Source organism: Arthrobacter sp. I3 (genome assembly GCF_000520575.1).
Classification (GTDB): Bacteria; Actinomycetota; Actinomycetes; order Actinomycetales; family Micrococcaceae; genus Arthrobacter; species Arthrobacter humicola_A.
Window position 1 is genome coordinate 1 of the sequence record NZ_AZSB01000535.1, and the last position, 6,891, is coordinate 6,891.

6 protein-coding genes are annotated in these 6,891 nt (G+C 63.5%); all 6 read right to left on the reverse strand.

Annotation, left to right across the window (positions count from 1 at the left end; genetic code table 11):
• A partial coding sequence (locus Y706_RS23125; RefSeq protein ID WP_156945047.1) for a hypothetical protein occupies nucleotides 1-572 on the reverse strand: 572 nt, incomplete at its 3' end.
• A gap of 13 nt (nucleotides 573-585) precedes the next feature.
• Nucleotides 586-1,890: a UDP-N-acetyl-D-mannosamine dehydrogenase gene (wecC, locus tag Y706_RS0102280; protein ID WP_028275307.1), complete on the reverse strand. Its 1,305-nt coding sequence runs from the start codon at nucleotides 1,888-1,890 to the stop codon at nucleotides 586-588.
• Between the two features lie 7 nt (nucleotides 1,891-1,897).
• Nucleotides 1,898-3,820 carry a CgeB family protein gene (locus Y706_RS23130; protein WP_043434256.1) on the reverse strand — a complete coding sequence of 641 codons (1,923 nt, stop codon included), beginning with the start codon at nucleotides 3,818-3,820 and terminating at the stop codon, nucleotides 1,898-1,900.
• Nucleotides 3,821-3,823: 3 nt separating this feature from the next.
• Nucleotides 3,824-4,708, reverse strand: coding sequence for an ABC transporter ATP-binding protein (locus tag Y706_RS0102290; protein ID WP_028275308.1), 885 nt, complete (start codon nucleotides 4,706-4,708; stop codon nucleotides 3,824-3,826).
• Entirely contained in the window at nucleotides 4,701-5,612 is a 912-nt protein-coding gene (locus Y706_RS0102295; RefSeq protein ID WP_043434259.1) for an ABC transporter permease, read from the reverse strand. The genes Y706_RS0102290 and Y706_RS0102295 overlap by 8 nt, the downstream gene beginning before the upstream one ends.
• The coding region (locus tag Y706_RS0102300; protein ID WP_028275310.1) for a glycosyltransferase family 4 protein at nucleotides 5,609-6,891 on the reverse strand (1,283 nt) is incomplete at its 5' end. The genes Y706_RS0102295 and Y706_RS0102300, both read right to left, overlap by 4 nt.

A 6,891-nucleotide genomic window follows, 5' to 3' on the forward strand; every position in this document is an offset into this window, starting at 1 on the left:
CCCTTCCGCAGGTGGAGCTTGGGCTTGGGACGGCGGAAGTCGTGCAGGCCCAGGGCGCTACCGGAAACCCACCGCTCGCCGCCTGCCGTGCGCGCTGACCTTTCCGGGTCACCGGATTCCCGCAACTCGCGAAGTGTGCCGGTCCGCCATAGTTCGAGGGCACCGGCCTGCCCATCCACCAGCGCGCGAAGGACCATGGCCTGCGTCTGCTGCAGGGAGTCGACCATGGCTTCCAGCGAGTGCAGCCCCAGGGCAGTGCCGGCGCTGATGACCAGTGTGTACACGGAGTCGGCAATGTCCGGACCGTCTGTGGCGGCGAACGAGAATCGCGGGTCAGTGCCCAGCCACTCCTGCAGCCGGTGCCGGCTGCGATTACGCTCCACAAGGATATCCACGGCGAAGTCCTGGCACGCGGAGCCCAAGAGCGAAGCGACAGTCCCGGCGATCTCGAGATCCGTGACGTTGGCGGCGCGGACCAGGATCCGGACCAGAGGAGTCTCCCTCCGCGGCATGTGCACGGTTTTGAGGACAAAGCCGGCGTTGCGCAACTCTTCCTCAATAGACGCCGACATGCTTTGGTCTCCCCTATCCACTTACGCTGGCCCCTGCAGGCAGGTGCAATCGGGAAGCGTCCGGTTCATGCTGGTTCCAGATGCCCTTGGTGTCGATCACGTTCTTTCCCTCCAGGGACTGCAGGTCCAGGGTCAGGAATTCGTCGTGGTCCACCAGGAGCATCACGAGATCTGCGGCGGCGACGGCCTCCTCCATGTCGTGGAGGCCGGCCAGGCCGACCGCGGCCAGGCCGGCAGGCAGTTCCTCCACGTTGGGGTCCACCACCAGAATGGTGCTCTCGGGGAGCTGTCGCACCAGTTCCTGGACGATCGTCACCGACGGCGACTCGCGGACGTCGTCGATGTTGGCCTTGAAAGCCAAACCCAGGACGGCCACGGTCGCGCCCGGCTGATCTGCCAAGGATTGAACCGCCTGCCGGACCACGTGATGCGGCTTGGAGTCATTGACTTCCCGGGCCGTGCGGATCAGGCCGGAGTGCTCGGGGACAGCGTCAACAATGAACCAGGGGTCCACTGCGATGCAATGGCCGCCCACACCGGGGCCGGGACGGAGGACGTTGACGCGGGGGTGGTGGTTGGCGAGCTCGATGAGTTTCCAGACATCGATGCCCAAGTTGTCGCAGATCAGGGACAGCTCGTTGGCGAAGGCAATGTTGACGTCGCGGAACGTGTTCTCCACCAGCTTGGTCATCTCGGCCGTGGTGGCGTCCGTCAGCAGGATCTCGCCTTGGCAGATGACTTCGTACAGCCGTTTGGCCAGCTGGGCGCCTTCTTCGGTGAGGCCGCCGATGACGCGGTCGTTGGTGACCATTTCGATCATGATCCGGCCCGGCAGTACGCGTTCCGGGGAGTGCACAACGTGCACCTGGTTCGGCCCGGGCTTATCAAGGGTGAGGTCCGGGCGAAGCTCCAAAAGGTATGCGCCCAGGCGCTCCGTGGTGCCCGGAGGCGAGGTCGATTCAAGCACCACGAGCTCTCCGCCGCGGAGCTTCGGCGCGAGGGCTTCGACGGCGCTACGGAGGTAGGAGAGGTCTGCGCCGTTGCCCTCGGCCAGGGGGGTGGGCACGGCGATGATGTACGCGTCAGCAGCAGGCACGGTGGCCATGGCCACGAGGTTTCCGAGGCTGACGGCGCCCGAGACCACCACGCCCATGTCGGGTTCCACGAATGGAACTTCGCCACGGTTGACGGCGTCAACGGTGGACTGTTTCACGTCGACGCCGGCTACCAGCTTGCCCTTGGCTGCGAAGCTGGCCGCGGTGGGCAGGCCGATGTAGCCGAGCCCGATGACGGCAACATCAAAAATTGTCTCGTCCATGTCTCCCCTAAACTAAAATGTGGTCTTCGGGCGAGCCGAAGAACTGAATCTTTGAAGTAGCCAGGAGCTCTTCATTGGTGATGGGCCAGGTGTGTGAGGCCACTTCGGCGCCGCGCATCTGGCAGTAATTGAAGCGGTCGGCCGAGTAGATCCGGGCCCCGGCCTCGATGACGTCGCTGAGGAAACGCGAGTCCTCTCCGCGCGGCACGGGCTGGAACGGAAAACGCCTGAAGGTGTCCGTGGCGGCGAAGATGGTCGGTCCGGAGACTGCTTCGACGTAGCGGTGTTCCAGTTGCGGGTTGCGCAGGATGGTAGCCCCCGCCCCGGCCAGATGCATGTAGTGCGCCCGCTTACCCACGACTTCGGCTTCGGAGTACATCAAGGCGTGGACTTGGTCACCCAGGTACAGCGGGCTGTACACGTCGTCGTCGTCCCATTTAGTGGCGAACAGGCCGTCGGCCTTCGCCACGAGGGAATTGAGGCACTCACCGAGCATGGTCTGCTGCGGTTCCTGAAGAACCACGACGTCGAGAATCCCGGCGTCCAGGCATTTGCGCCGGAATGCGGGTTCGTCGATCTCAAACCCGTGGGCGAGGTACACCAGCTGGACGTCCACGCCCTGCTGGGCGGCTACTCCCGCGATGACATGCTCCAGCTGTTGCGGCCGGAAGCTCGACACGAGCACCGACACTTGGGCCCGGGTTTCCGGGGCGGACAGCTCCGGGCGTGCCGCCGCGGCGATGGAGCGTGCCCGGTGGCTGAAGGTGTGTCCGGTCCAGATCCGGCGCTGGGCCTTGTGGACCAGGCGCTGGGCGTAGTCCGGGTTGGCAGTCAGCGCCCGGAGCAGGTGGGTGGCGTCTTCCCGGTTGTCCGCCGTGGGGATTTCCTTGTCCGGGAAGAACTCGGCGATCGCCGCGCTGGGCGTCGACACAACGCAGGACCCGGCGGCGGTGATCTCGAAAATCCGGCGGGCGCACATGGACGGCGAGTCGGTGACCGAGTTGACGTTGAGGAAGACCTTGTACGCCTTGTAGGCGGTCAGCATCTGCTTGTAGGACAGCGATCCCACGACGTGCTTCTTCAGGATCCCGGGGAACTGATACTGGGGCTGCCGGCCGAGCTGCCGGGAAAAGATCTCAAACCCGGGGCGCTTGCCCGCCGTCGCGTCAACGGCCGCTCCCAGCAGGTACTCCATCTGCCGACGGCGGTCCTCGTACTTATGTGCAAAGTACATTCCGGCGAAGGCGATCTCCCGGGCGTGCCAGCCGTGCCGCGGCCTGGCCGGGTTGTGGATCCGCGGCTGCGCGGCAAACGGCAGCACGGAAATCCGGTTGTGGCCCAAGTCCTCGCGGTAGCGGGGAAGCATGTTGGAGTCAGTGGTGAAGACGTGGTCGAAGAGTTTCGCGGCAGGCAGGAAGTCCTCGTAGTGGGGCGGGTCTTCCTTGTTCCAAAAGACCGCCGGAAGTCCGGCCGCCCGGCAACCCTCAACGAAGTCGCGGAATACCGGCGAAGGCCCTGCCGGGCTTGTGATTTTTCCCCGCCAGAGACCGGCGTTGCCGGCCCAGGCAGATTCGACGACGACAAAGTCCAGGGCCTCGTCACGCAGCTGCTCTTTCCAGCTGTCCGGCCTCAGCGCGACGACCGTCCACTCGGCGGAAAACGCTGCCGCGGAGAAGTCATCCATGATGATGCCGACACGCAGCTGCGGATTCCGTGGCTCTGCGACCCCAACAACCGCTTCCCGGAAAACCAGGCGCCGGCCGGGGACCAGGCCGCGCCAGGCGCCCTCCGCGCCGCGGACGCCGGACAGGCTGGCCTCATCACGCTCCGCACCGCTGCGGTGCAGGTAACTCTTGACCTGGGCCATGCCGCCCTGACGGGCGTGCCACAGCGCGCGGCGCCAGTACGCCGTCTTGTCCCAAAAACTCATGTGCTACCTGGACCGCTTCCAGCCGTTGGGGAGCAGAGTCGTCCGCATTTCGGGCAGGCTCGCCATCAGCTCAGCGCGGATTTGACGGCCATAGTCGGCGTTGCCCTCGTTCATGCGCCAAATGAAATTCCGGTATTCCTTGGCAACCTCGTCCGGGGTGCCGTCCATGATGAAGTCCCCCTTGTCAATCCAGATGGCGCGGTTGCACATGCCCGTGATGGTGCCCAGGCTGTGGCTGACTACAAAGACGGTGCCGGCCTGTGCGGTGACCTTCTCCATCCGCGCCTTTGAGCGGTCTTTGAATTGGGCGTCACCGGTGTTGAGGGCCTCGTCAATCAGGAGAATCTCGGGATCCACGGCGGCTGCGATGGCGAAGCGCAGGCGCGCGCCCATGCCCGAAGAGTAAGAGTTCATCGGGTGGAAGATTTCGTGTTCCAGCCCGGACATTTCCACGATGTCGTCAAACTTGGCGTCAATCTCCGCGTGGCTCATGCCCATGGCCAGGCAGCCGAGCCGGATGTTCTGGGCACCCGAGATGGAACTGATCAAAGCTGCGTTGACGCCCAGGAGAATCGGGTTGCTCGAAGCATAGACAGTGCCCGTGTCGGGGATGATCAACCCGGCGAGGACCTTCATCAGGGTGCTCTTGCCGGAGCCGTTGCGGCCGATAATGCCTATGGAATCGCCCTGGTTGGCCACGAAGGAAATCTTGCTCAATGCCGTGGTGCGGACCGTGCTTTCGCCGCGGCGGAGCCCGCGCAGGTTCTTGAGTACGGAGGTCCGGGCATTGGTTCTCCCCTCCGTTTTGTTTTTGGTGCGGTAGACCACCGAGATGTCGTCCACCACCACTGTGGGCTCCGAAATCGGGCCGATTGATACTTCAGACACGTCCGTAGCTTTCCTCTCCGCGCCAGAAGACAAAGAGTCCGGCGCCAACGGATCCCAGGGCCCATAAGCCCAAGACTCCCCATGCCCGCCAGGATGGCGTCGTGTCGTAGAGCACCGAGTCGCGGATGATCTTGATGACCTGGTAAATCGGGTTGAAATCCATGATGGTGCGCACGACGGGGTATTTCCCGAAGCGCTCCTCCGCAAAAAAAACTGCCGAGACATACATCAGGAAACGAATGATGAACGAGAGCAGGTGGGACAGATCCGGGACTTTGAGCAGCACTGGCGCGAGTAACATGCCGATGCCCAGATTGAACAGGAACTGCAGCAGGATCGCCGGAATGATCAGCAGCCACCGCCACGTGATTTCCTCGGCAGGCGCGGTGAAGATGACGAAAAGCAGCATGACTATGGTCACGGGAACGTTGGAGAAGAGTTCCCGCACGTTCACGGCGATGGGCAGGGACGCCCGGGGAAACTGGAAGGCTCGGATCATCGAGGTGTTGCTAGTCAGAGACTTTGCCCCGCCGAGGATGGAACGGGTACTCATCGAAAACGTAAATACGCCGATGATCAAGTAGCCAATGAAGTTGTCAATGCCCTTGCTGGTACCTAGGAACAGACCAAAAATCAGGTAGAAACTGAGGCCGTTCAGAAGCGGCGTCAACACCAGCCACGCTGAGCCCAAATGGTGCTTGTCATTGCCGCTCTGCACCCTGGCCCGGGCGTCGAAGACGATGAAACTCCGGCGGTCCCACAACTGGACGAGATAATCCAGGAAATCCGGCCGCTGCCCGACCTTGCTCAGCCGGACGAGGTTCACCGGCACAGCGACGGTGGCGGGCGCCTCCGTCTGCGCAGCCTCATTCTGGGCCACTTCCGCTTCTTCTTGGATGCTCATCTAGTTACTCCCAGCATTTCCAACTCTCGTGCCAGGGCAACCGCGTTGGCGGCCCACGTTCTTTCCTGCAACACCCGTTCCCGGCCTGCAGCCCCGAACTTCGCCGCGCGCTCCGGATCTGAGAGTATCTCCCGGATAGCCGCAGCGAACGACGCCGGATCCCCGGCCGTGGCGAGAAGGCCCGTTACGCGGTCTTCCACTATTTCGGCCAACGCCGGCAGGTCACTGGCCACTACGGGCCGTGCGGATGCCATGGCTTCCACGGGCTTGAGAGGTGTCACTGAACGTGTCACCTCCAGGTCCTTGCGCGGCACAACGAATGCATCCAGCGCCTGATGGTACAGAGCCGCCCGGCTCCGCGGCACCCGGCCTGTGAACATGATGCGGTTGATGAATCCGCTGCGCTGCGCCTGAACTTGGAGCGATGGCATGGAAGACCCGTCACCCACGATCAGGAGACGGAGCTGAGGCATGTCCGCCGCTAGCAAGGCAAATGCGGCCACGAGGTCCTCGATCCCTTCATAGGGTACCAAGCTGCTCACCGTACCGATAAATTGTCCGTCTTCGGCAAGGCCGAGGACACGACGGGCACTGGCCTTGTCCAGCGGTTCGGCGAGGAAGGCTCCTCCCACGGCGTTCGGCGCAATGATGACCTTGTTGTCCGGGATGCCGGCGGCAACAATGTTGGCCTTCATGGCCCTGCCAAGAGTCAGGACAAGGTCAGCATCGCGCATGACTTCCGTTTCCCGCTTCTGGAACAGTCGGTATTTCTCGCTCTGCCGGGCTTCCGGCCCGCGGGTGGACGCCCACGTGTCGGCAAGTTGGCCGCGGACCTCGTAGACCCAGGGAATCCCGAGGGCCTCGGCCACGGCCCGCACGACGAGTCCGTTGACGTAGTGCGTAGTGGTGTGCAGGACGCTCGGCCTGAACTCGAGTGCCACTGCGAGCAGCTCATCCGCCTGCTGCTGCAGACGGGCATCAATGTTTTGGGCCATCGTCGCGGGGATGAGGCGCTGGTAGCGGATCCCGTCCACGGTGTCTGTGTTCTTTGCGAGGAGTTTGCCGACCTGCACGGGGTAACCCATCCTGGTGACCGCCAAAACGTCCCAGCCTGCTTCCTTCTGGGCGAGCAGCGTGGAGTGCGACCGCTGGGCGTAACCGCTAGCTGTGTGCGGCAGGGAGTTCGTCAGCAAGTGGAGGATCCGGCCGGGAACGGGTGTGTACGAGTGCCGTTGCAGCGACGGGGCGGCATCGGCCAGTATTGCGGCCTCGGCGGCCA

Excerpts from the sequence above, each read along its gene's own strand:
- wecC (WP_028275307.1), bottom strand. The coding sequence starts at position 1,890 with ATGGACGAGACAATTTTTGATGTTGCCGTCATCGGGCTCGGCTACATC.
- Y706_RS0102295 (WP_043434259.1), bottom strand. The coding sequence starts at position 5,612 with ATGAGCATCCAAGAAGAAGCGGAAGTGGCCCAGAATGAGGCTGCGCAG.
- Y706_RS23130 (WP_043434256.1), bottom strand. The coding sequence starts at position 3,820 with ATGAGTTTTTGGGACAAGACGGCGTACTGGCGCCGCGCGCTGTGGCAC.